Origin of the sequence: Eilatimonas milleporae, from assembly GCF_003688555.1 — a bacterium.
GTDB lineage: Bacteria > Pseudomonadota > Alphaproteobacteria > Sphingomonadales > Kordiimonadaceae > Eilatimonas > Eilatimonas milleporae.
The window spans coordinates 319698-343878 of the sequence record NZ_REFR01000012.1 but is presented as its reverse complement, the minus strand read 5'-3'; the positions used below and the strand labels follow the sequence as shown (position 1 = coordinate 343878).

Below are 24181 nucleotides of genomic sequence, written 5' to 3'. Positions count from 1 at the left end.
GACGTTAAATGGGCAGCACTTGTGGCCGCGCCCGCCTGACCCAGGTGGCCAGCAGCAGACGGGTCAGAACGACGGCGGTGAACATGGACGTGACGATGCCGATACCAAGCGTGACGGCAAAACCCTGTACCGGGCCGGAGCCGAGCAGATACAGTATCGCCGCCGCGATAAAGGTGGTGATGTTGGCATCCAGGATTGTCGAAAATGCCTGCGAGTAGCCCTGCTCCATCGCCGCGAACGGTTTGCGTCCGGCGCCCTGCTCTTCCCGGATGCGTTCGAAAATCAACACATTGGCATCCACGGCCATACCGATCGTCAGGACGATCCCGGCAATGCCGGGTAAGGTCAATGTTGCCTGGAAAATACTCAAGGCGCCCATGATCAGGATCAGATTGACGATCAGGGCCACATTCGCCGCCAGACCGAACCGCCCATAGCTGAGAAGCATGTAGATGATCACGGCGACAAAACCGACGATCGCCGCCAGTTTTCCGGCTTCAATGGAATCCGCACCCAGATCGGGACCGACAGTGCGTTGCTCCATCACCGTCAGTTCCACCGGAAGCGCTCCGGCCTCAAGCAGGGTGGCAAGTTCCGTGGCGTCTTCGACATTGCCGACACCCGTGATCTGCCCCTGCCCGCCCAGTATGGGACTGATGATGCGCGGGGCACTGATCACGATATCATCAAGCACGATGGCGAAGGGCCTGCCGACATTTTCCCGCGTATGATTGCCGAACCGCCGGGCCCCCCTGTTGTTGAAGGTGAAGGCGACAGCCGGCCGGCCGTTTTCGTCATAGGACGGGTTGGCCTTGATCAGGTCCTCGCCGGCAACGATGACCCGTTTCTTGATCACAACACTGCCGCCATCCTTCAAGGGCAATAGAAGCTGGCTCGGGCGCAACCGCCCACGGGCGATGTCTTCCGGCGATATGCTGGTATCCACATCGTGAAACGTCAGTTTGGCCGTGGTCTGGATGAGACGCAGCAAAGCCGCGGGATCGTCGGCGCCCGGCACCTGCAGGATGATCCGGTCGTCGCCTTGCGGCTGCAGTGTGATTTCACGCGTTCCCGACGGGTCCACCCGGTCACGGATCACCTGCATGGAACGCTGAATGGCATCGCGCTTCTGGCTCTGGATGCCCTGGTCCGTCAGCGTCAGGGTGAACCGCGTACCATCGCGTGCCAGGTCCACTTCCTGTACGCCCCCGCTCAACAACGGATTGACGCCGGGTGTCGGCTGGGTCAATGGCAGCAGTTCCTCACGCGCGCGTTCCACCATATCCTCGCGCGTCACCTCAAAACTGACGGAGCGGTCATCGACCTGGATATTGCGGAAATTCAACGCCCGCACGCTGCGGCGCAGGTCCTGCACCTGACCCGCCAGATTTTCCAGCCGAACCGCGATCACGTCCTCGGTCTTAGCTTCCAGCAACAGATGGACGCCGCCGCGCAGATCCAGCCCCAGGCTCAACGTGTCCGACGGCAAAAAGCCGGGCAAGGCGTTGCGCTGGTCCTCACTCAGAAAATTCGGGATCGCCGCCGCCAGGCCGAACAGGCAGACAAAGACGATAAAGCCGATCTTGATACGGCTGAACTGCAGCATGGCGGGCCTCTCTCAAAACGCGGGCGGGCAGACAGCAGCGGCTTTAGCCGTCGGTCTTAGCCGGTTCGCCCTTGGCACGGACGGTGGACAATGTCGCCTTGACCACACGCACCCGCACGCCCTCGGCGATTTCCACTTCGATCTCGTCATCCTCGCGGACCTTGGCGACCTTGCCGACCAGGCCGCCGGCTGTCACCACCGTGTCCCCGCGCCGCACATTGCTGACCATTTCCTTGTGTTCCTTGGCGCGTTTTGCCTGGGGCCGCAGAACCAGAAACCAGAAAATCACAATGATCAGGATGAACGGCAGGAACTGGGCAATCAGGCTCGGCTCGGCGGCAGTGGCGGCCTGGGCAAAAGCGGGCGTCGAAAACATGGCATAGCTTCCTTAAACTTGGTCGGACACGGGCCCTGACAGTATTTTGGCCGGACTATAGCGGCAGACCAGCCAAATGCAATCGCTGCTGGACGATAGACGATACGGCAGTCCAGCCGCGAATATCGCCGTGGAAATCAGATGCCGCTTAAATGGGCAGACATAACGCCCCCTGCAAGGGCCAGTGAAAATAAGACATGGTCGCGCCAGACGCACACCAAACCGGAAACGACTGCGGGCCGGATCACCCCATCAGGCTCATATGTCGAGAACTACCAGCAGCGGAATTTCAAAATATCCGTCGAAGACTTGCCGTTCCGCCCTGCCCAAAAAGCCCCGCCTGACTGACTGGTCAGTCAGGCGGGGTTTGTATGGGTATATGCGTGGATAAAATTCACGCCCGCATAAAACCTGCCTCTAACCGGCCTGCCCGCCTGCTTCCATATAGCCCAGAGGGTCGAGCGCGCGGCGGCCCTTGCGGATTTCGAAGTGAAGCTGGGGTTCGCTAACGCCGCCGGTCCGCCCGACACGAGCGATCACATCGCCGCGTGTCACCTGTTGACCGGCCTGCACCAAAAGGCGTTCATTATGGGCATAGGCCGTGATCCAGCCGCCATCATGTTTCAAAAGCAGCAAATTGCCATATCCCTGAAGGGCATTGGAGGCATAGACGACAACACCGCTTTCCGCCGCGCGGACCGGACTGCCCTGACGGGCCAGAATATTGATACCGTCATTATGAATACCGCCGGCACGCGGCCCGAAGCGAGAAGCAATCCGTCCTTTCACCGGCCAACCGAAACGGGCCCCGGCGCGTGGCGGCGGCGTGGCCTTGACACCGGGCACGCGCTGGCTCTCTGTACGGGTGGGGGGCGTGGTACTCGCAGGCTTCGATCTGGAAGGCCCGGAAGACGCACTGGGGGACGCACTCGGTGTGGCCACCGTTTTGACCGTCTTCGATGCCGTTCCGGCCCCACCGGGCAGGCGGAGCGTCTGCCCAATCGCCAGTGTATAAGGCGGGCGGATACTGTTTTCCCGCATCAGGCTGGACACGGTCACCCCGTAGCGGCGGGAAATGCTGTATCCGGTTTCCCCCTTGCGGACCGTATGAACCGCAGGGGCCGGCAGGCGCAGGCGCTGCCCCACCGCCAGGCGATATGGGGGCGCCAGGCCGTTGGCGGCGACGACACCGCGCAAGGGCACACCGTACCGGCGTGACAGGCTGTAAAGCGTATCGCCCCGCGCCACCGTGATTCGCCCGCCACTGGCCTTGCGGGCACGGGCCTGGACGGCGCTGACCTTCGGCTTGACCGCCGGATACGGCACCGGCACGGGCGCATTGCGAACCTGATAGACGGGCTTGATATCGGCCGGGTTCACGCGCCCCGGCGCGCTGCCGCATGCCGTCAGAAAAATCAGGGCGCCAACCGCCGCCACCCTGACGGCGCGGCTGAGACATGGCCTGATACCGGAAATCACCACATGCATCATAGCGCCGACGATACCGGCGCCTCCGGGTGCGGGCAAGCGGATGAAAGACCCGGCGGCCATGTTTTTCTCCCTTGCGGGAAACGTTCAGAAAAAAGCCCGTTCAAGGGTTTTCAGGGTATCGCGGTGTGTCAGGTCCAGATGCAGCGGCGTGACCGACACATAGCCGGTGCGCACACTTTTCAGATCCGTTGTGTGACCGGGCAGTCCCACTTCGCGGCCAAGTCCGAACCAATAGTAGGTAAACCCGCGCGGATCGACGCGCTCATCAATATTGTTGCCCATCATTTCGCGCCGACCCTGTTCGGTCACGCGAATGCCTTGCACACTGCCCGTCGGGATCGCCGGAAAGTTTACATTGATCAGCACATCCTTGGGCCAGCCGGTCTCAAGCAACGGGCCGAGAACCTTGGGCGCGAAGGCTTCTGCCGTGTCCCACTGCGCACGTTCACCCGGACGGATACATTGTGACAGCGCGACGGACGGAATCCCGCACAGCGTCCCCTCCATCGCCACCGACACAGTGCCGGAATAGGTAACATCCTCGGCCAGATTGCCGCCCCGGTTGATCCCGGACAGGATCAGCGTCGGCGGATGATCGGCCATGATCTTGTTGACCGCCATCATGATACAGTCTGTCGGCGTGCCCTGGACCGCCCAGCGCTTGTCCTCCAGCCGGCGGATACGCAGCGGGCGTGTCAGTGTCAGGGAATGACCGGCACCGGACTGCTCCGTTTCCGGCGCCACGATCCAGACATCGTCACTCAGCGCGCGGGCCACCTGCTCCAGAACGGCGATACCGGGGGCGTTGATCCCGTCATCGTTCGAGACCAGAATCCGTGCCGTTGAAATGGGCGCCATCAGTTTTCTCCCCCGCCATTGCCGGAAATATGGGTCAGCCCCGCCATATAGGGCCGAAGGGCAACGGGCACATCAATCCCGCCATCGGCACGCTGGTAGTTTTCCATTACGGCGATCAGGGCCCGCCCGACCGCCACGCCCGAGCCGTTCAGGGTATGCGGAAAACGGGTTTTCTTTTCCCCCTTGGCCCGGCATCGCAGTTTCATCCGCCGGGCCTGAAAGTCACCGCAGACGGAACAGCTTGAAATTTCACGGTAGCGCCCCTGCCCCGGCAGCCAGACCTCGATATCGAACGTCCGGCGGGCGCTGAAGCCCATATCGCCGTCGCAAAGCTCCATAACGCGGTAAGGCAGGTCAAGACGTTTGAGAACGGTTTCCGCCGCCTCCGTCATCCGCTGATGCTCAGCATCGGAATCCTCCGGTGCCACGACGGACACCAGTTCAACCTTGGCGAACTGGTGCTGCCGGATCATGCCACGGGTATCACGGCCCGCCGCGCCGGCCTCGGCCCGGAAACACTGGGTCAGGGCGGTCGAACGTTTCGGCAGTTCAGCCTCATCCAGGATTTCACCGGCGTGCAGATTGGTCAGCGTGACCTCGGCGGTCGGGATCAGCCAGTGGTCGGTGGTGGTGCGAAACTGATCGTCGGCGAATTTCGGCAGCTGGCCGGTGCCCAGCAACGCGTCACTGCGGACAAGTGTCGGCGTCACCGTTTCCTCATAGCCGAAATCGGTCGTGTGCACATCCAGCATGAACTGGCCAAGGGCCCGTTCCAGCCGGGCCAGTGCCCCCTTCAGCACGACAAAGCGCGATCCGGACAGCTTGACGGCCCGTTCAAAATCCATCAGGCCGAGGGCCTCACCCAGCTCGAAATGTTCCTTCGGCGCGAAATCGAGCTGCGGCGGTGTGCCGACCGTGCGGCATTCCACGTTGCCGTTTTCGTCTTCACCCGCCGGCACATCGTCATAGGGCAGATTGGGAATGGCCAGCAGCATGGCATCCAGTGCGCTTGCGAGGTCCTGTTCTTCCTCTTCGAGGACGGCAAGACGGGCTTTCAGATCACCGACTTCCGCCATCAGGGCCCGCGCCTCGTCCTCGCGGCCCTCACGCTTGGCAAGGCCGATCTGTTTTGACGCTTCATTCCGGCGGGCCTGTGCGGTCTGGGCCTCGGTTTGCAGGGCACGGCGTTTTTCATCCAGCGCCAAAAGGCTTCCGGCTTCCGCCTCCAGACCGCGCCGGGCCAGCCCGGCATCGAATGCGTCCGGGTTTTCACGAATCGCTTTTAGATCGAACATGACAGTGACTGCGCTTCTTTGCGTTATGATTTAGACGGTGCTGCCGCTTGCATCCTCGCCGCCGTCCTCGTCCAGGGCACGGCGTTTTTCGAAAGTAGCGATCAACAGGATCGACAGTTCATAAAGAAGCAGGATGGGAATGCCAAGGGCGACTTGGCTGATCGGGTCCGGCGGGGTCAGAAACGCGGCCGCGACAAATGTGATGACAATGGCATAGCGGCGCTTTGAGCGCAGACTGTCCGCCGTGACCAGCCCGGCGCGTCCCATCAGGGTCAGGCCGACCGGCAGCAGAAACGCCAGCCCGAAGGCAAAAATCATCTGCATGATCAGCGACAGATATTCATTCACCTTGGCCTCGGCGGCAATTTTCAGGGTGCCGTCACCGCCGGGATTTTCAAAGCTGAGCAAAAACTCCCACGCCCACGGAATCACAACGAAATAAGCCAGACATGCCCCCAGCGTGAACAGAATGGGCGTCGCGAAAAGAAAGGGCAGAAAGGCCTGCTGCTCGTTCCGGTACAAGCCGGGAGCGACAAATTTCCAGATCTGAAGGGCCGCCCAGGGAAAGGTCACAAGAAAGGCCGCATAGAGCGCCACTTTGATGTCGACGACGAATTTTTCCATCAGCCCGGTAAAGATCATGCGGGCATCTTCCCGGTCGGAGACCGCATCGGCATACGGTTTGGCCAGAATCTGAAAAATCTCGTCGGCGAAATAGAGACCGATGACAAAGAAGATCAGCATGCCGACGATCACCTTGATCAGCCTGGTGCGCAGCTCCAGCAGATGATCGAGAATGGGCGCGCGGCTGGCTTCCACCGTATCGGCGCCCTCCCTCGGGTCTTCAGAGGGACCGTCGATCAGGTCGGGGGCTTTCGGCACATCGCCGCCTGCATATTCCTTAGGTGGCATCATTGCCGGCTCCACCTTTTCGCTCTGCAGCCCCGCCTGGGGTTACGGGGGTTTTTTCCAACGCCGCCTCGACGGCCGTGGCCGACGGGGTTTCCGCTTTTTCGTCCTGCTGCACGGCATCCGTCTGGCCGGTTTCCCCCCGGTCCTCGACCGTTTTCGGCTTGAAATTGGGGACGCCCTTTTTCGGGGCCGGCTGTACTGGCGGTGTATCGGCACCGGAGGGCGCTGCGGCCTGATCCACACCTTTTTCAGCGGCACGGTTTTTCATGATGGTTTCCGTGATCTCATCCGGGCTCATGCCGGGTTTCAGCCCTTCGGCCTTGCGCAGATCGGAAAACGGGTCCGCTTCCTGCTCCACCTCTTCCGCCAGGGCGTCAAGACCACGGCGAAATTCGCCCGCCAGCGAGCGAACCTGGCGCATCATACCGCCGATTGTGCGCAGCAGACGCGGCAATTCGCGCGGGCCGACGACGACAAGAGCCACCACCGCAACGATGAAAAGTTCCATACTGCCGATATCAAACATCGGATAAGGCTATCCCGACTGACGCGCCCCGGCGGACCTGACAGAGATGACAGATGCGGCCTGGGGTGCCTTGCCCAAAAAGCGGGTTATTGACGCTTCGCCGTCTCGGCGTCCTCGGCGGCGGCCGAGACACCCTCAGAAACGGCCTCGCCCTCGATCGTCTGCTTGTGCTCGACCGTTTTGGTCTGCGGCGGCTCGGACGCCTCAGGCGTCTCCGCCACATCCTTCAGCCCTTTGCGGAAACTGGTGACGCCTTTGGCGACATCACCCATCAGTTCGGAAATCTTGCCGCGTCCGAACAGGAGGACAATCAGCAAGACGACAAGCGCGATTTGTAACCAGCCCGGAAACATGGCCTTTTACTCCTTCCGACAGTTCGGTGCGCCGGCACCGTTCAAGGGACTTGCGTTTGACGGACCTGACCGTCATTTCCCGCCGCCCTCATGATCCGGCGCACTCTCCTCTTCTTGTGTTACAGCTTTATGGCCGGCCTGCAAAGGCGAACGGCGCCTGTCCTCGCCCGCTGCGCGTGCGGATTGTTCAATCGCATCCTCAAGATCGATCTGTGCATCGTCTTCATCCGTGTCGTCGGGGCCGCCAAAGCGGCCCAGCGCGTCCAGCGCATCGTCCACACTGTCCAAAAGGCCGGCGGCTTTGAGGTCTTCCAGCCCCGGCAGGTCCTCGATACTGTCCAGGCCGAAATGCACCAGAAAATCCTCGGTCGTACCGTATGTCACCGGCCGGCCCGGCGTCTTACGCCGGCCGCGCATGCGGACCCAACCGGCCTCCATCAGAACGTCCAGCGTGCCTTTTGACAGGCCGACACCGCGGATATCCTCAACCTCCGCCCGCGTAACAGGCTGGTGAAAGGCGATAATGGACAGGGTTTCCACCGCCGCTCTGGACAATTTACGGGTCTCTTCGACCTCCTGGCGCAGAAGAAAAGCCAGATCCCCGGCCGTGCGAAACATATATTTGCCGGCCACCTCGGCCAGTTCGACCCCTGCACCAAGATACCGTGCCCGCAGCGTTTCCAGTGCCCCGGCCACATCCGCCCCGTCCGGCAAACGGCCCGCCAGATCGGCCTCCGAAAGTGGGGCTTCGGCTGCGAACAACAGCGCCTCCAGCATACGTTCCGTATCGGTGCGCACGCCTTGCGGGGGCGCGGCATCGGCGGTTTCGCCGTCAGTCGCCTGCTGGCCGGTCTGAAGGGGGACGATCTTGTCGTCGGTCATGCTTCATCCTCCTTCCTGCGGACATAAAGGGGACCGTAGGTTTCCATCTGCCGGATGTCGGCCACGCCCTGACGCGCCAGTTCCAGGCTGGCCGCGAACATACTGGCCACCGCTGACCGGCGCAGGCGGGGATCTGACAGCTCCTGGGGCAGAAACTGCACCAGGTCGGACCAGGAAAATATCTCGCCAATCAGGCCGGAAAGACGCTCCAGCGCCTCTTCAAGGGCATAGACGGGGCGACGGGCAATATGAATCGGGCCTGCCGCCTGCTTGCTTTGCTGATAGGCGTAGGCCTTCAGCAACTCATAAAGCGTGATGTCGTAGCGGCCATGTCTGTCGATCACGACGCCCTCGGGGGCACCACGGGCAAACATGTCGCGCCCCAACCGGTTGCGCGCCATAAGCCTCGCGCCCGCCTCGCGCATGGCTTCCAGCCGTTGCAGCCGCAACTGCAGCCGCAGGGCCATCTCCTCGGCGCTGGGCTCTTCATCGTCCTCTTCACGCGGCAGAAGCAACCGTGACTTCAGATATGCCAGCCAGGCCGCCATCACCAGATAGTCGGCGGCGATCTCCAGCTTCATGCGGCGGGCTTCCGCGATAAAGGCCAGATACTGTTCCACCAGTTCCAGGATGGAAATCTGTGTCAGGTCAACCTTCTGCGCCCGTGCCAGCATCAGCAGCACATCAAGCGGTCCCTCGAAACCATCGATATGCAGGACCAGAGCGTCGTCATCCCCTGCATCCGCAAGAGCGCCGGCACCGTCTCCCGGCGCGCCGGGCCGGGGATACGGATCTTCCTCGAAATCGCTGTCGTCTGTGTTCACATCATCCACCCGCAGGGCTTTCCCGCCCCTCGCGGCCGATTAAAGCGGCACGCCAACCAAAGCCGCGATCAGACCGGCGAAAAACATCGTGGGCGCAATGATCACATCGCGGGCCACGATGATGATGCCCATCAGGATCAGAAACCCGAAAGGCGCAATGGATTGATAGCGTATCGCCAAGTCGGACGGCAAGAACTGCGCCACCACGGCACCTCCGTCCAGTGGCGGAATGGGCAGCAGATTGAACACCATGAACAGACAATTGAGGAAAATGCCGAAGACGGCGACATTGGTGACCCAGTCGTCCTGAGTGAACCCCGCCCCCAGAGCAAAACGCAAGACATAAGCGAAGAAAACCGCCACCACCACATTGCCAAAGGGCCCGGCCAATGCCACCAGAACGATATCCCGGCGCGTTTTTTTGAAATTGCGCGGATCGACGGGAACCGGCTTGGCATATCCGATCAGAAACGGAAATCCGGTGAAAATGGCGATCAGCGGAATCGCCACTGTGCCGAACGGGTCAACATGGACCAGCGGATTGAGAGACAGACGGCCCGCCGCCTGGGCCGTCCGGTCACCCAACCGGTATGCGGCAAGGGCGTGCCCGGCCTCATGCAGGGTCACGGCCAGAAGAAAAGGCAGCGCCATGACGCTGATCAGATGAAGGCTGGCGCCGATATCGGGCACAACGGGTCTCCGTTCATGACAGGAATACGGACCGGCCGCCTCGGTCAGGCCGGCAACAGATCTTTCATCAGGTGGTCGTAACGCTGTTCCAGATCAAGCCGGTCACTGTGCGACAGGCCGTCACCGGCCTCGGAAAGACCACCGACAAGACACGACAGGCGCGTATTCAAAATCGGCTCCGCCTGCGGCAATGCATCGGCGATGCTCCGCATGGCGTCCAGGTCCCCGTCACAGTGCAGGACCAGATCGCAGCCCGCGGCAATGCAGCCGCGTGCCCTGTCCGCCATCGTGCCCGACAGGGCGTTCATGCCAATGTCATCGCTCATCAAAAGACCGCGATAGCCCATGTGCCCGCGTATCCAGTCACGGATGACCACGCGGGACAGGGTCGCGGGGACAGCCGCATCGAGCGCCGTGTAAACAACATGTGCCGTCATGGCGAACGGGGCGTCTCTCAGAGCACGGAAAGGCGGAAAATCGATCTTTTCCAGGGTTTCCAGCGCTGCCTCGACCCTGGGCAGAGCCTCATGGCTGTCCACCATGGCACGCCCGTGGCCGGGAATATGCTTGATCACGGGCAGCACACCGCCTGCGGTCAACGCATCGGCGACGATCCGGCCCAGCGCGGCGACACGCGACGGATCATCGTCGAAAGCACGGTCACCGATCACCCCATCCGCATCCGGTTGCGGCACGTCGATAAGCGGCAGGCAGTTCACCGTGATGCCGACACGCCTCAAATCATCAGCGATCAGACGCGTATGCAGTCTGAGGGCGCTGGCCGCGCCCGCCGCCTTTGCCGGGTCCTGCCGCGCCATGTGCCCGAACACCCCCATGGCAGGATACGCACGCCAGCGCGGCGGCCCCATGCGCTGGACCCGGCCCCCTTCCTGGTCGATCAGTATGGGCAAATGTTCGCGCCCGGTCATATGCCGCAGACTGTCCGTCAGACGGCGGAGCTGGGCCGGGTTTTCCACATTGCGTTTGAAGAGGATGAAGCCCGCCGGCACACAGTCCTGAAACAGGCGCCGTTCCTCGAAAAGCAATTCCGGCCCGGCCAGACCGAAAAGAACCGGAATCACGGATTGATCACCATGCAGGCCACATTCTCGGCACGCAGGGACACACACAAAGCATCGGCCGCCGCCCGGTCCTGCAGCGGCCCGACCCGCAGACGGTACAATGTCCGGTCGCCGGTATTGACCGGTTCGTAATCCGCACTCAGTCCCTCCAGAAGGGTGGAATGCTGGCGGCGCAGTCGGCTCCAGGCGCGCTCCGCCCCCGCGCGGCTGCCGAAAGCCCCCAGTTGCAGGCGGTACCCCGAAGACGGCGGACCGTCGGGCGCCGCTGATACGGGGCCACTGCTCTCACCCGTGGACGACGCGGCGGAACTGTCGCCGCTGACTGCCTTTGGACGCTGTGCGGAGGTTACCGACTGCTGTTCAGCGGTGCGGCTGGCGTCCGCAACCGTACCGGATTGCCCATTCCGGCCCGTCTGCCGGTCGTTCTGTCGATCATTCCAGCGGTCGTCTGCGGCCTGTTCTGTCAGTGCGGACTGCGCGTCTGCCGGCGGGGTGGATTGCCCGGCGGACTGCTGGTCACGGGCGCGGTCTGCCGCCACGCTTTCTTCCAGGGCCCTGACAATATCCTCGATCGGCTGTTCGGGCTGTTCGCCCAGGCCGGTATCCGTGCGCACAGGCTGACCTGCCGCCCGTTCCAGAACCTCTTTGTCACGGTGCGGAACATCCATGCCGCCGGGATTATCCGGCCGGGTGCGGCCCGGCTCCTCCGGCGCGGCAACATAGCGCGGAGGGCCGTCTTCTTCGCCATTGTATAAAAACAGCAGGCCGGCAACGAACAGACCCACGACAAGAAGAGCCAAGCCTCCCATCAGGAAAACCTTGTTACCCTTTAGAAAACCGGCATCCTCTTCCTCATCGTCGGATACGGGCTGCAGCCAGGGTGGCGTTTCCGGATCGGTATCGCCTTGCGCCGCCCCCAGCAGGGTATCGGCGTTTTGATCGGTATTGTTGGTATCGCTCATTTAACGCATTTCCTTCACCGGCACGACGCCCAGAACCGAAAGACCGCTTGCAATGACAAGCGCCGCCGCCCTCAGAAGAGCAAGGCGGGCCTGTGTCAGCCCGGCATCTTCCTCGATCAGGAAACGGTCCGAAGGATCATCATTGCCCCTGTTCCACAGAGTATGAAACTCGGATGCCAGATCATAAAGAAAAAACGCCACCCTGTGAGGTTCATGCGCTTCCGCCGCACTTTCGACCAAACGCGGCCAGGCCGCCATGTGACGGATCAGCGCCAGTTCGCCGTCGCGGGTCAACCGTGACAGATCAGCGCCCGCCAAGGCGCTGTCATCAGTGTCCATATGGGGGAATAGCTCTTGCGCCTTGCGCAGCACGGAACAGACCCTTGCATGGGCATACTGCACGTAAAAGACCGGATTGTCGCGCGATTGCTCCGTCACCTTGGTGAAGTCGAAATCAAGCGGCGCGTCGTTCTTCCTGGTGAGCATGATGAAACGCGTCACATCGCGCCCCACTTCATCCACAACATCACGCATGGTGATGAACGTACCGGCCCGCTTGGACATTTTGACAGGCTCACCGGCGCGGAACAGGCGGACAAGCTGGCACAATTTCACATCCAGATCTGCCTTGTCATCCAGGGCCCTGACAGCGGCCTGCATACGCTTGACATATCCACCGTGGTCCGCGCCCCAGACGTCGATCATCGCATGGAAGCCCCGCTTGATTTTGTCATGGTGATAGGCGATGTCGGCGGCAAAATAGGTATAGGTGCCATCCGATTTTTTCAGTGGACGATCCACATCGTCGCCAAAATCGGTCGCCCGGAACAAGGTTTGTTCACGCGGCTCCCAGTCGTCCGGTTTTTTGCCCTTGGGCGGCTCCAGCACACCTTCGTAAATATGGCCGGCGGCTCGCAGATCCTCGATGGCGGCCTCAATCTCGCCCGACGCATGCAATGCCTTTTCAGAATGGAATATTTCCTGTGTAATACCAAGAGCTTCCAGGTCGCTGCGGATAAGGGACATCATCGCGGCAGTGGCGTCTTCCCGGACCACTGACAGCCAGGCGCCCTCCTCCTCGTCCAGGAAACGATCCCCGTATTTTTCCTTGAGCGCCTGCCCGACCGGTATCAGGTAATCACCGGGATAAAGCCCTTCCGGAATGTCGCCGATATGGCGTCCGTGGACCTCGCAGTAACGCAGATAGGCGGACCGCGCCAGCGTGTCGATCTGACTGCCGGCGTCATTGATGTAATATTCCTTGGTGACCCTGTATCCCGCCTTGGTCAGCAGATTGGCGAGCGCATCGCCGAAAACGGCACCGCGCGTATGGCCCACATGCAGCGGCCCGGTCGGATTGGCCGAGACATATTCCACATTGACGGCCTCGTTACCGCCCAGCGTGCTGTCACCGTAAGAGAGACCCGAGGCAACAATCCCCGATACGCAGCCTTGCCAGAAGGACGGTGCCAAACGGATATTGATGAAACCCGGACCGGCAATCTCCACGTCATCGACTTCATCAAGGGCCAGCAGTCCGGGCACCAGCTTTGTCGCGAGGTCACGTGGTTTTATCGCGGCCTGTTTCGCCAGGACAAGGGCCGCATTGGTGGCCATATCGCCGTGGGCGGCATCGCGTGGCGGCTCCACCGTGATGGCATCGGTTTTCAACCCCACAGGCAGATTTCCGGACGCCGCCAAAGTCTCAAGTTCTTTTTCAAGAAGTGCGCGAAAGTATTTAAAAACATTCATAATTTTACATCGCTTAAATCAAAGAGTTTGGCGTGCTCGCGAAAAGCAAAACGGTCCGTCATACCGGCGATGAAGTCCGCCACGACACGGGCTGTTTCAACGCTTTCCGGTGCACCGGCCCGGTCGCGCCACTCATCGGGCAGACACTCGGGTTCAGCGATATAAAGCTGAAACAGATCGCGCACCACCCTTTTTGCTTTGCTGGTCATACGGTTCACCAGATAATGGCGATACATGCGCGCATGCAGGAAATCCTTCAGCGCCCTTACCGCGACCGCCATGTCGGGACTGAAAGCGACCACAGCGGTGCCTGCGGTGCGGATATCGTCGACGCCCGCAGGCGACAGGGCATCGATCCGCCTGCCGGTTTCCACCGTCAGGTCGGTGACCATACGATTGATAAGACGCCGCACCAGTTCGTGCACCATCACCGCGCGGTCCGCATCGGGATAAGTCCACGTCACCTCGTCTATCAACTGGGCAACGATGGGAATGTCACGAATTTCCTCAAACTCGAACAGGCGGGCGCGCAGACCGTCATCCAGATCGTGGCTGGAATAGGCGATATCATCGGCGATGGCCGCTACCTGGGCCTCGGCACTGGCAAACGTATGCAGCTCCAGATCCTGCACCTTCAGATAATCACGCAGACCGAACGGCAGATTTTCTGGTAATGACAGCGGATCCACAGCCCCTTCCACCAGCGGGCCGTTATGCTTGGCAAGACCTTCCAGGCTCTCCCATGTCAGGTTCAACCCGTCGAAAGACGCATAGCGCCGTTCCAGACCGGTGACCAGACGGATGGTCTGGGCATTGTGGTCAAACCCGCCATAGCGCTCCATGCAGGTGTTCAGCACCGCTTCGCCCGCATGCCCGAAGGGCGGATGCCCGAGATCGTGCGCCAGTGCCAGAACCTCGCCCAGGTCCTCGTTCAGCCCCATGTCGCGACAGATAGACCGCGTTATCTGCGCCACCTCCAGGGAATGTGTCAGACGTGTCCGGAAATGATCACCCTCGTGATAGACGAACACCTGTGTCTTATGCTTCAGCCGGCGGAAACTGGAGGAATGGATCACCCGATCCCGGTCCCGCTGGTAGGGACTGCGGTTGATGCTTTCCGGCTCATTGTGCAGACGCCCCCTGCTGGCATCAGGCAGGCAGGCATAAGGCGCAAGCGTATCGGCATAGCGCGGACGGTCGCTGTCGCGGATACTCATCAGGGACGTAATCCTTATTTTTCGGACGCAGCAGGTAACAGGGATGTGCACCATATCGACCGGGTCACCGCTTCACAAGCGGCGCAATCCTCTAATAATATGCTGCCGACAGCGTGTGGTCCCCGCTGTGCCGCAAGGGCAGCTTGTCCGAAGATGCATGGCTCCTTGTTTGATTTTGCAGCGCGATGCCCTTACATAAAAGCATGTACAGCCTGTTTCCCGCGAAACACAGGCATATCCGCGAGTATGGGAATGAAAGACATGGCACAGGAAGCCCCCGTCGGCCTCAGTGAAAAGGCCGCCCACCGTGTGGCCGCCCTGATCGAACAGCAGGGCAACCCGGATCTTAAACTGCGCCTGACCGTTTCCGGTGGCGGATGCAGCGGCTTTCAGTACGGTTTTGCCTTTGACGCCGAACAGAAAAAAGACGATATCGTCGTCACCCGTGACGGGGTGACCCTGCTGGTCGACTCGATGTCCCTGCTGTATGTGGCCGGTTCAGAGGTCGACTTTGTCGAAGATCTGGTCGGTGCCTCCTTCCAGGTTAAAAACCCGAACGCAACGTCATCCTGCGGCTGCGGGTCCTCGTTCGCCGTCTGACGCTTTATCAGTCCTCGGAAATCATGCGTTGAAAATCGCCACCTTCAACATCAACGGCGTGAAGGCACGCCTGCCCCGTCTTCTGGAATGGCTGGACACATTCCAGCCCGACGTTGCCTGCCTGCAGGAAATCAAAAGCGTTGATGAGACCTTTCCCCGGATGGAAATCGAGGACAAGGGCTGGCATGTGGAAACCCACGGCCAGAAGGGGTTCAACGGTGTCGCCCTGATCAGCCGTCATCCCGTGACCGATATTGTACGCGGCCTGCCTGCCGTTGACGGAGGCGTCGCGGACGGCGACGATCAGTCCCGGTATATCGAAGCGACGGTCATGAACGTGCGTGTCGCCAGCCTTTACCTGCCGAACGGCAATCCCAGGCCGGGTCCGAAATTCGATTACAAACTTGCCTGGATGGACAGGCTGGTGGCCCATGCCAGCCGTCTGCTGACCGTGGAAAGGCCCGTCGTTCTGGCCGGTGATTACAATGTCATTCCACAGGATGACACGGATGACTGCCACGACCCTGCAGCCTGGGTCGACGATGCCCTGACCCAACCGGAAAGCCGGGCCCGTTTGCGCGCCCTGACCCATCTGGGGTATCTGGATGCATTGCGGCAAATCCACCCCGCAGGGCCGAAATACAGTTTCTGGGATTATCAGCGTGGTGCCTGGGCCAAGGATCACGGTATCCGCATCGATCACCTGATGCTGTCCCCGGAAGCCGCTGACCGTCTCAAAGGCGCCGATGTGGACCGTATCCCGCGCGCCCAGGAAAAGGCCAGCGACCATACGCCCGTATGGATTGACCTGGCCGCCTGAACTCGGCCTCACGATTTTTCCCATCATATCTGCGATACGCGTGCCTCGTGTGTGTCACACACGCCCCGTTCTTATTAGGTATGGACAAAATGTTCTTATTTTGTTCTAATAAGGACAAAGGGGCACAAAGATGCGGAAACCGGACGGCCTGAGGGTCGCATATATCGATTTCGACAGTTTCTTCGCCACTGTCGAAGAGCAGGCGCGACCGCACCTGCGCGGCAAACCGGTGGGGGTTATCCCCTTTCACACGGCGGCCGGCACCTGCATCATTGCCGCCAATAAAATCGCCAAAGCATGCGGTGTCACAACCGGCATGGCCGTGAGGGAAGCCCGTATCCAGTGTCCGGACCTGGTGCTGCAGCCGCAATCTCCCGATTTGTATGTAAGGGCGCACCGCAAGCTGGTGATGGAGATTGAGCATATCCTGCCTGTCGGCACCGTCTGTTCCATCGACGAACTGACCTGCCCGGTGGACAGCGACTGGCAGAAGGACCCCGCCGGACTGGCGGCGGCGATCAAGGAGCATCTGCGGAAAACGGTCGGGCCCTATATCACGTGCTCCATCGGCATGGGGCCGAACCGGCTGCTTGCCAAGATCGCCTCGGAAATCGAAAAACCGGACGGTGCGACCATCCTGCATCCCGATGACCTGCCGGGACGGCTTCTTGATCTGCGGATGAGCGACCTGCCCGGCATCGGCAGCCGCATGCGTCACAGGCTGGCACAGGCCGGCATCCATGACATTGCGGATCTGTGGAACAGTCAGCCGCGCCAGTTGCGGGCGCTGTGGGGGACTGTCAACGGAGAACGCTTCTGGTACGCGCTGCATGGGTATGATATCGCCGCGAAACAGACCGCCCGCAGCATGTATGGTCACGGTCGCATACTGCCCCCGGACTGGCGCAACATGGACAAGGCATGGCACTGCGCGCGCCTGCTGACGGTCAAGGCATGCCGGCGCCTGCGCCGCGACGGTTTTGTCGCCGGACGTCTGGGGTTGTGGCTGTCGGCGAAAGAAGGCCGCTGGGGCGGTGAACATCCGCTCGACGATGTGAATGACGACCGCAGTTGTGTGCAAGGCCTGGCCGACCTGTGGGAACAAGCCCGCGCTAATCTGCCTGACGCTGTCCGGGTGAAAAAACTGCATGTGGCGCTGTACAGGCTCAGACCAGCGGAACAGCGGCAGTTCAGTCTGTTTGGGGACACATCGGCAAACCGTCAGAAATGGTCGACCCTGTCACGCATCATGGACGGGCTGAACGGCAAATATGCCCGAACGCTTGTCAGTCTGGGACCATGGACTCCGCCGCCCGGCGGATATGCCGGCGGCAAAATCGCCTTTGCCCGCATTCCCGATATGGAGGATTTCTGGTGAACCACCTGTACCTTGATGATTATGCCAGCGGTTACGGTTTCGAGACCCGCTGCCGCACCTGCGGGCACCAGGCCCGTGAAAGTCATACCAGCCTGTGTACACGCCCGGATGTTCATGGCCGCCTGACATTGGAAGATGTCTCCGAACGCCTGACCTGCCCTTATTGCAAGACCAGGGCGGTCCGGTTGCATCTTCATCGCCTGACGCCGGTGCATCATTTCATCGCCGGCATGCCCTAAACCAGGGCAGTTGCGCATAAAGGCACCGATGGTGTTTCATCAAGGCAATGGCGGGATACAAAGCGGCCAGTTTACGCCGATACGCAGATACACCACCGACACCGGGCCAGGACAACCAAGACAAACCAGGGCAAACCACATGCTTGAGATCAGACCCAACTGCGAATGGTGCAACAAGGACCTGCCCGCCGATGCGGTCGATGCGATGATCTGTACGTATGAATGCACCTTCTGCAAGGACTGTGTGGAAACCCATCTACACAATGTCTGCCCGAATTGCGGGGGCGGTTTCTGCCCCCGCCCCATCCGGCCCGCAACGGCACGCCGTCCGGGCATCAGCCGGCAACACCAGCCGGCCTCGGATAAGCGTGTATCCCTGAAATATGACCGTGAAAGTGCGCTGCGGTTCTGTCACGGTGTCCGGCATATCCCGCCACGCGATCGCTAAGCCGCGTGGGGGTTGCCGCCGCAGGGCCGAGACCACATCACGGCCACACACGGCGGCAGGGACGGCAAACGGCTTTTCCGTCAGACACCGTCAGGCAACTGGCGGATCGCCCCCTTGGAAGCACTCGTGGTCAGCATGGCATAGGCTTTCAAGGCTTTCGTCAGTTTGCGGGGGCGCGGCTCTGCCGGTTTCCAGGGCATCGCGTCGCGCGCGTCCTTGTCGGCACGGCGCGCGGCCAGCTCCGCTTCTGAAAGGCGCACATCAATGGACCGGTTCGGGATATCGATATCGATAATATCGCCATCCTCCACCAGGGCAATGGCGCCCCCTTCGGCCGCCTCCGGGCTAACATGGCCAATGGACAAACCCGATGTACCACCCGAAAACCGTCCATCGGTGACCAGGGCGCAGGCCGCGCCCAGCCCCATGGATTTCAGATAGGTGGTCGGATACAGCATTTCCTGCATGCCGGGACCGCCCTTCGGCCCCTCATAGCGGATCAGAACCACATCACCGGGTTTGATACGGCCGCCCAGAATGCCCTCACAGGCGGCATCCTGGCTTTCAAAAATCCTGGCCGCCCCGGAAAAGGTAAGAATACTTTCATCCACACCGGCCGTTTTGACGATACAGCCATCTTTCGCGATATTGCCGAACAACACAGCCAGCCCGCCATCCTGGCTATAGGCATGCTCAATAGTGCGAATACAGCCGCCTTCACGGTCCAGATCCAGATCCGTGTAGCGTTTGGACTGGCTGAATGCCTGGGTTGTGCGGACACCGCCCGGCGCCGCCCGGAAAAACTGATGGACCTCGGCATCGTCGGTACGGCACACATCGAAGCGGTCAATCGCCTCACCCAGTGTCGGCGTATGGACCGTGGCCACATCACGGTGCAGCAGGCCACCACGTTCCAACTCGCCCAGAATGGCATAAATACCGCCGGCCCGGTGCACATCCTGCATATGATACCGGTCATGCGCGGGCGCCACCTTGCAAAGATTTGGGATTTTTCGCGACAGGCGGTCGATATCGGCCATGGTAAAATCGACCTCCCCTTCGATCGCGGCGGCCAAAAGGTGCAATACCGTGTTGGTGGATCCGCCCATGGCGATATCCAGCGTCATGGCATTTTCAAAGGCCTCAAACGTGGCAATTCCCCGCGGCGAAGCCCTTTCATCACCATGTTTGTAATAACGTTCGGCCAGTTTCACGATCAGCCGTCCAGCCGTCATGAAAAGTTGCTTTCTGTCCGCGTGGGTCGCCAGGGTCGATCCGTTGCCGGGAAGTGACAGCCCCAACGCTTCCGTCAGGCAGTTCATACTGTTCGCGGTAAACATGCCGCTACAGGAGCCACATGTGGGGCAGGCCTCTTCCTCGGCCAGTTGCACCTCGGCATCGCTTGCATTCGGATCGGCACCGGCAACCATGGGACTGACCAGATCAAGATATTTGGTGTCGCCGTCTTCCGTCTGGATTTCGCCCGCCTCCATTGGACCGCCGGACACGAAAACCGCCGGGATATTCAACCGCATGGCTGCCATCAGCATGCCGGGCGTGATCTTGTCGCAGTTGGAGATACACACAAGCGCATCCGCGCAGTGGGCATTGGCCATATATTCCACACTGTCGGCGATCACCTCGCGGCTCGGCAGACTGTACAGCATGCCGTCATGGCCCATGGCAATTCCATCATCCACGGCAATGGTATTGAACTCCTTCGCAACCCCGCCGGCCGCTTCCACCTCCCGCGCGACCAGTTGCCCCAAATCCTTCAGATGGACGTGACCGGGAACGAACTGGGTAAAACTGTTGGAAATGGCGATGATCGGTTTACCGAAATCGCCCTCTTTCATACCGGTCGCACGCCAAAGGGCACGGGCTCCGGCCATGTTGCGGCCATGTGTGGTGGTGCGGGAACGATAGGCTGGCATGACATATTCCTCCTGACAAATGCCGGACTTGCTTCGGTCGTTCTTGCGTGGGTCGTTTTCCGCCAGCGTTTACACGCTAAGCGGGGCAGACTTTAGCGATCTGCACAGACAGTGTCGATAACATTTGGAAAAATTTATCACACAATGTGAAATTTCCTTTCGCAATCCTTGGGAGTGTATGCGCACCGGTGAACGCTCACGGCTTTTCACCGGCTGACACGGACGAACAAGTCCTTTGACGTGTCAAAGCCATGCCATCCAGATGCTGAAGGAAAATGACAAGGGGGTCGAAAATACTGGTAGAGGAGTAAAATTGACATACCCTGTTTTTTTCAAAGGCCGAAAATTCCTTCCCGGACATACTGGCCTGATTTCTTTTTTACTGTTTCTGATCTTGTACTGTTTTTCCACCGCCTTTCCCGCGCACGCCGAAACAGATACGGAAACACTGACCGTCTTTTTCGAGGACAGGCCCCCGCTGGCCTATCAGAAGAAGGGTAAAACCACCGGCTTTCTGGTGGACATTACATCCGAGGCCGCGCGGGGGGCCGGGTTTGAAATCGACTGGCAACAGGCCCCGGCCACACGCAGCATTCACATTTTAACGGAAGACAGAGTAAAGGGGTGCTCCATCGGCTGGTTCAAGGTCACGGAGCGGGAAGGAAGCCTGCTCTTCACCACGGCCATCAGCGACCCGGTCCCGGTTGTGATGGTGGCCAATCGCCTCAGCGCCAAACGCATCGCAAAACGCAGGCACGCCGAAGATACGGTTGCCGATACGTCGATGCGTATGATCCGCAAAAGACCCTGGCATTACGGGGCCCAGATAGAAGCATGGCTCGCCCGATACCGGCCCCCTGTCATTCAGGATGTGCTTGCCCCACAGCACAGCATGGCGCTGATCGCATCGGGCCGGGGGGAGTATACGTTCATTACAAGCCTGGAGGCCGACTATTACAGCCGCCATGCCCATCCCGGACGCCTTATCTTCATCTTTTCACCGCCAGACCTGAAACCGTTGCAGCCCTTTCATATCCTGTGCTCGAAAAGCATCGGACATCATAGCATCGCACGGTTGAACATGGGCCTTGAGGGCGCCGGCGCCCCGATCAGCTGGCCCGATACAGAACGGGAATAAGAGAGCGGACATGGCCGGGACAGGCATGACATCCCGGCCATGGTCTCATCCCAGGCGTTCCAGGGCCGCCTTTATCTTTGCGCCCTGTTCCTCCAGGCCGGAAAGCTGCTCTTTGGCATCGGCGACGACATCTGCGGGCGCTTTCGCCAAAAACTTCTCGTTTGACAGTCGCCCCCGCAAGGCGCCCGCATCCTTGTTAAGCTTGTCGAGGACTTTCGCAAGACGCGCCTTTTCGGCGTCAAGATCCATAACACCGGCGAGTGGCAGATAGACGGTGGCCTCATCCACCACAAGCTGGGCAGCATCTTTGGCATCCGCCATGGCGACACTGTCCGCCCTGTCCAGCCGTGCAAGGCGGCACAGCGTGGTTTGCCAGTCACGAAGCCGGCGCGTTGTCTCTTGCGATGCACCGACGATAAGCGCAGCCGGCTTGGCGCCTGCCGGCACATTCATTTCCGAACGGGTTGAACGGATTTCCGAAATGAAGCGGATCAGCCAGTTGACCTCTTCACCCGCCGCATCGTCTTCCTGCTCCAGGACAGGCCATTCCGCACGAATGAGGTCACAGGGCCGTGTCTCTGACATCCCATGCCACAACTCTTCGGTAATGAAAGGCATGAAAGGATGCAAAAGGATCAATATCCTGTCCAGAATCCAGCCTGTCACAGCCCGGGTTTCCGCCTTCAACGCTTCATCGTCACCGTAGAAAACCGGCTTGATCAACTCCAGATACCAGTCGCAGAATGTGCCCCAGACAAAATGATAGATCGTCCCGGCCGCATCATTAAAACGAAAAGCATCAAGGCCTTTGGTCACAGTCCGCGCCGCGCCTGCGACTTCTGCGATGATCCACTTGTTTATGGCACTGGTCGCGGGCGGCGGCATACCATCCGCCCCGCCCACAACACCGTTCATCTGGCAGAAACGGGCGGCATTCCATAATTTGGTGCCGAAATTGCGGTATCCCTCGACCCGTTTTTCATCCAGTTTGATATCCCGGCCCTGGGCCTCCATCGCGGCAAGGGTAAAACGCAGCGCATCCGCCCCGTATTTGTCGATGAAATTGATCGGGTCGATGACATTGCCTTTGGACTTGGACATTTTCTGGCCCTTGGCGTCCCGGACAAGGGCATGAATATAAACGGTTTTAAACGGCACATCGCCCATGAAATACAGGCCCGACATCATCATTCTGGCCACCCAGAAAAAGATGATGTCAAAACCGGTCACAAGGGTTGCGCCGGGATAGAATGTTTCAAGCGCCGGTGTTTTCTCGGGCCAGCCGAGGGTGCTGTAAGGCCACATGGCGGATGAAAACCATGTGTCCAGTACATCCCCGTCACGTTCCAGCCGTACATCGTCGCCCAGCTTTTTACGGGCCTCACGGTACGCATCCGCCTCGGTTTCGGCGACGAAAACACTGCCGTCACCGGCATACCATGCGGGAATCCTGTGTCCCCACCACAATTGCCGCGACACACACCAGGGCTGGATATTGCGCATCCATTCGAAATAGGTCTTTTCCCAGGTTTTCGGTACAAAGCGGGTACGCCCGTCTTCAACCGCCTCTATGGCAGGCCCGGCCAATGTCGCGGCATCCACATACCACTGATCCGTCAACCAGGGCTCGACCACCACACCGCTGCGATCACCGTACGGCACCATATGGGTGTGTGCTTCGATCTTCTCGACAAGGCCGAGTGTTTCCATATCGGCAACAACGGCCTTGCGGGCCTCGAAACGATCCATGCCGCAGTATTTTTCCGGCACGGCATCCGACAGACAGGCCTCAGAGTCAAAAATATTGATCATCGGCAAATCGTGTCGCTGGCCGACAGCAAAATCATTGAAATCATGCGCCGGTGTGATTTTCACCGCCCCGGACCCCTGTTCCGGATCGGCCCAGTCATCGGCGACAATCGGGATCAGGCGATCCGTCAGGGGCAGACGAACCTGTTTTCCCACCAGATCACGGTACCGCTCATCATCGGGGTGCACCGCCACGGCCGTATCGCCCAGCATGGTTTCCGGACGTGTGGTGGCGATCACGATAAACCGCCCCCCTTCCTCGTCGATCGGATAGCGGAAATGCCAGAAGTGGCCGTCCACTTCTTTTTGTTCCACCTCCAGATCGGAAATGGCGGTTTTCAGCTTGGGATCCCAGTTGACCAGCCGCTTGTCGCGATAAATCAGACCATCGCGATAAAGCTGGACAAATTTCTGCGTCACGGCCTCCTGGCGCGGATCATCCATGGTGAACGCTTCACGCGACCAGTCACAGCTTGCCCCCAGCCGCCGCAACTGACCGGTAATGGCACCACCGGATTCCTGTTTCCACTCCCAGACACGCTCCAGAAATGCCTCGCGGCCCAATTCCGCGCGCTTGACGCCCTCCTTATCCAGCATACGCTCCACCACCATCTGTGTAGCGATACCCGCATGGTCCGTGCCCGGCTGCCAAAGGACATTCTTGCCGCGCAGCCTTTCAAAACGGACAAGAACATCCTGCAGTGTATTGTCCAGCGCATGCCCCATATGCAGATTTCCCGTCACGTTCGGCGGCGGCATCACAATGGCATATGGAACGGCATTCGACTGTTCATCCGCGGCGAACAAACCGCTTTTTTCCCAATGCAGATACCATTTTTCTTCAATATCGGCGGGGGCATAGGTGGTATTCATTGTCTCTGCTCTTAAATTGAGGTCGTCATGGCGCCGCTGTCGCCGGATTTTCCCTGTGTGCCGAAACACGCATCGTTCAAGATCCGAAACAGAGTTTGCGCCAAAAGTCGGGAACG

At 60.1% G+C, this 24181-nt stretch carries 23 protein-coding genes; 6 read left to right on the top strand and 17 right to left on the bottom strand.

Features of this window, described 5'->3' with window-relative positions; genetic code table 11:
- Positions 1-4: 4 nt before the first annotated feature.
- The 15 genes from secD to BXY39_RS12740 form a co-directional block, all read right to left on the bottom strand.
- Complete coding sequence (secD, locus tag BXY39_RS12810) at positions 5-1606, bottom strand: protein translocase subunit SecD (protein ID WP_121939270.1); 1602 nt, start codon at positions 1604-1606, stop codon at positions 5-7.
- 43 nt (positions 1607-1649) lie between these two features.
- On the bottom strand, positions 1650-1982 hold the full coding sequence (yajC, locus tag BXY39_RS12805; RefSeq protein WP_121939269.1) for a preprotein translocase subunit YajC: 333 nt from the start codon (positions 1980-1982) through the stop codon (positions 1650-1652).
- 417 nt (positions 1983-2399) lie between these two features.
- Positions 2400-3533, bottom strand: coding sequence for a LysM peptidoglycan-binding domain-containing M23 family metallopeptidase (locus BXY39_RS12800; RefSeq protein WP_245999148.1), 1134 nt, complete (start codon positions 3531-3533; stop codon positions 2400-2402).
- A 24-nt stretch (positions 3534-3557) separates the two neighbouring features.
- Positions 3558-4331 carry a 5'/3'-nucleotidase SurE gene (gene surE, locus BXY39_RS12795; protein WP_121939268.1) on the bottom strand — a complete coding sequence of 258 codons (774 nt, stop codon included), beginning with the start codon at positions 4329-4331 and terminating at the stop codon, positions 3558-3560.
- Complete coding sequence (gene serS / locus BXY39_RS12790; protein ID WP_121939267.1) at positions 4331-5626, bottom strand: serine--tRNA ligase; 1296 nt, start codon at positions 5624-5626, stop codon at positions 4331-4333. Before serS ends, surE begins: the two co-directional genes overlap by 1 nt.
- Before the next feature lie 30 nt (positions 5627-5656).
- Complete coding sequence (gene tatC / locus BXY39_RS12785) at positions 5657-6541, bottom strand: twin-arginine translocase subunit TatC (RefSeq protein WP_245999140.1); 885 nt, start codon at positions 6539-6541, stop codon at positions 5657-5659.
- The gene (gene tatB, locus BXY39_RS12780) at positions 6528-7064 is read right to left on the bottom strand and encodes a Sec-independent protein translocase protein TatB (protein ID WP_121939266.1); all 537 of its coding nucleotides are present in this window, start codon (positions 7062-7064) and stop codon (positions 6528-6530) included. The genes tatC and tatB overlap by 14 nt, the downstream gene beginning before the upstream one ends.
- 86 nt (positions 7065-7150) lie before the next feature.
- The gene (locus BXY39_RS12775) at positions 7151-7417 is read right to left on the bottom strand and encodes a twin-arginine translocase TatA/TatE family subunit (protein WP_121939265.1); all 267 of its coding nucleotides are present in this window, start codon (positions 7415-7417) and stop codon (positions 7151-7153) included.
- A gap of 72 nt (positions 7418-7489) precedes the next feature.
- Positions 7490-8299: an SMC-Scp complex subunit ScpB gene (scpB, locus tag BXY39_RS12770; RefSeq protein WP_121939264.1), complete on the bottom strand. Its 810-nt coding sequence runs from the start codon at positions 8297-8299 to the stop codon at positions 7490-7492.
- Positions 8296-9123 (bottom strand): segregation and condensation protein A, encoded by an 828-nt coding sequence (locus tag BXY39_RS12765; protein ID WP_425458911.1) that lies wholly within the window; start codon positions 9121-9123, stop codon positions 8296-8298. Before BXY39_RS12765 ends, scpB begins: the two co-directional genes overlap by 4 nt.
- Before the next feature lie 39 nt (positions 9124-9162).
- On the bottom strand, positions 9163-9813 hold the full coding sequence (locus BXY39_RS12760; RefSeq protein ID WP_121939263.1) for a site-2 protease family protein: 651 nt from the start codon (positions 9811-9813) through the stop codon (positions 9163-9165).
- Between the two features lie 44 nt (positions 9814-9857).
- Complete coding sequence (nagZ, locus tag BXY39_RS12755; RefSeq protein ID WP_121939262.1) at positions 9858-10895, bottom strand: beta-N-acetylhexosaminidase; 1038 nt, start codon at positions 10893-10895, stop codon at positions 9858-9860.
- Positions 10892-11857 (bottom strand): SPOR domain-containing protein, encoded by a 966-nt coding sequence (locus BXY39_RS12750; protein ID WP_121939261.1) that lies wholly within the window; start codon positions 11855-11857, stop codon positions 10892-10894. The genes nagZ and BXY39_RS12750 overlap by 4 nt, the downstream gene beginning before the upstream one ends.
- Positions 11858-13609, bottom strand: a complete 1752-nt coding sequence (gene argS / locus BXY39_RS12745) for an arginine--tRNA ligase (protein ID WP_121939260.1) — start codon at positions 13607-13609, stop codon at positions 11858-11860.
- On the bottom strand, positions 13606-14826 hold the full coding sequence (locus BXY39_RS12740; RefSeq protein WP_121939259.1) for a deoxyguanosinetriphosphate triphosphohydrolase: 1221 nt from the start codon (positions 14824-14826) through the stop codon (positions 13606-13608). The genes argS and BXY39_RS12740 overlap by 4 nt, the downstream gene beginning before the upstream one ends.
- A gap of 252 nt (positions 14827-15078) precedes the next feature.
- On the opposite strand from BXY39_RS12740, the gene erpA reads away from it, so the two are divergent.
- From erpA to BXY39_RS12715, 5 genes are all read left to right on the top strand, one after another.
- The gene (erpA, locus tag BXY39_RS12735) at positions 15079-15426 is read left to right on the top strand and encodes an iron-sulfur cluster insertion protein ErpA (RefSeq protein ID WP_121939322.1); all 348 of its coding nucleotides are present in this window, start codon (positions 15079-15081) and stop codon (positions 15424-15426) included.
- 28 nt (positions 15427-15454) lie between these two features.
- Complete coding sequence (gene xth / locus BXY39_RS12730) at positions 15455-16246, top strand: exodeoxyribonuclease III (RefSeq protein WP_211332234.1); 792 nt, start codon at positions 15455-15457, stop codon at positions 16244-16246.
- Positions 16247-16376: 130 nt separating this feature from the next.
- A complete protein-coding gene (locus BXY39_RS12725; RefSeq protein ID WP_121939257.1) occupies positions 16377-17624 on the top strand; it encodes a Y-family DNA polymerase in 1248 nt (415 codons plus the stop codon).
- Positions 17621-17863, top strand: a complete 243-nt coding sequence (locus BXY39_RS12720) for a hypothetical protein (RefSeq protein WP_121939256.1) — start codon at positions 17621-17623, stop codon at positions 17861-17863. The genes BXY39_RS12725 and BXY39_RS12720 overlap by 4 nt, the downstream gene beginning before the upstream one ends.
- A 139-nt stretch (positions 17864-18002) precedes the next feature.
- On the top strand, positions 18003-18311 hold the full coding sequence (locus BXY39_RS12715) for a DUF1272 domain-containing protein (protein ID WP_121939255.1): 309 nt from the start codon (positions 18003-18005) through the stop codon (positions 18309-18311).
- An 80-nt stretch (positions 18312-18391) separates the two neighbouring features.
- On the opposite strand, the gene ilvD is transcribed toward BXY39_RS12715, so the two are convergent.
- Positions 18392-20245, bottom strand: a complete 1854-nt coding sequence (gene ilvD, locus BXY39_RS12710) for a dihydroxy-acid dehydratase (RefSeq protein ID WP_121939254.1) — start codon at positions 20243-20245, stop codon at positions 18392-18394.
- Between the two features lie 394 nt (positions 20246-20639).
- Between ilvD and BXY39_RS12705 the strand changes: the two genes are divergently transcribed.
- Entirely contained in the window at positions 20640-21383 is a 744-nt protein-coding gene (locus tag BXY39_RS12705) for a transporter substrate-binding domain-containing protein (RefSeq protein ID WP_170163828.1), read from the top strand.
- A gap of 45 nt (positions 21384-21428) precedes the next feature.
- Here the strand turns inward: BXY39_RS12705 and BXY39_RS12700 are convergent, their stop codons facing one another.
- The gene (locus tag BXY39_RS12700) at positions 21429-24065 is read right to left on the bottom strand and encodes a valine--tRNA ligase (protein WP_121939252.1); all 2637 of its coding nucleotides are present in this window, start codon (positions 24063-24065) and stop codon (positions 21429-21431) included.
- Between the last annotated feature and the right edge of the window lie 116 nt (positions 24066-24181).